A 1,093-nucleotide genomic window follows, 5' to 3' on the forward strand; every position below is an offset into this window, starting at 1 on the left:
GGCGGAGTTCGTCCAGGGGGATGGTGAACTGGCCCTGGAGGTCGATGGTGTTGCCGTCGATGACGCCGATGCGGGTGGCGGGCAGGCCGCGGGCGCCGCACATGTCGGTGAAGCGGAGTTCTTCGCTGCGGGGGACGGCGACGACCGCGCGGCCGGCCGATTCGCTGAAGAGGAAGGTGAAGGCGTCCAGCCCGTCCGGGACGATGAGGCGGGCGCCGTTGTTGCCGCGCAGGCAGGACTCGGCGACGGCCTGGATCAGTCCGCCGTCGGACAGGTCGTGGGCGGCGTCGATCATGCCGTCGCGGGAGGCGGCGATCAGGATCTCGCCGAGCAGCTTCTCCCGGTCCAGGTCCACCGCCGGCGGCAGGCCGCCGAGGTGACCGTGGACGACCTCCGACCATGCCGAGCCGCCGAACTCCTCCCGGGTGTCGCCCAGCAGGTAAAGCAGCTGGCCCTCTTCCGCGAAGGCGATGGGGGTGCGGCGGTTGACGTCGTCGATCACACCGAGGACGGCGACGACCGGGGTGGGGTGGATCGCCACCTCACCGGTCTGGTTGTACAGGGAGACGTTGCCTCCGGTGACCGGGGTGCCGAGCTGCTGGCAGCCGTCCGCGAGACCGCGGGTGGCTTCGGCGAACTGCCACATCACCGCCGGGTCCTCCGGCGAGCCGAAGTTCAGACAGTCCGAGATCGCCAGCGGCTTCGCCCCCGAGGCGGCGACATTGCGGTAGGACTCCGCCAGCGCCAACTGCGCACCGGTGTAGGGGTCGAGCTTCGCGTACCGGCCGTTGCCGTCCGTCGCGATCGCCACACCCAGATTCGTGTCGGCATCGATCCGGATCATGCCCGAATCCTCGGGCTGCGCCAGCACCGTGTTGCCCTGCACGAACCGGTCGTACTGATCGGTGATCCACGAGACGCGGACGGCTTCATCAAGGCCATGCAGGCCCTTCCCACCGCCTAGGCAGACATGTCCTCACACATGAAGACGCGGATACGGAAACAGACGCGGAGCCGGACGGCGACGGGGGCGGGCGGCGACGAGCGGGTCCGGGTACGGACCGTTCGGCGGTCCGCCGGCGGCGGCCGTGCC

Annotated in this window: 1 pseudogene; it reads right to left on the reverse strand. The window is 70.2% G+C overall.

From position 1 onward, the window contains the following. Nucleotides 1-916, reverse strand: a pseudogene (locus tag AB0F61_RS34290) (AIR synthase related protein); the annotation flags it as partial. Nucleotides 917-1,093: the final 177 nt, after the last annotated feature.

The organism is Micromonospora sp. NPDC023888, from assembly GCF_040639415.1.
Taxonomy (GTDB): Bacteria; Actinomycetota; Actinomycetes; order Mycobacteriales; family Micromonosporaceae; genus Micromonospora.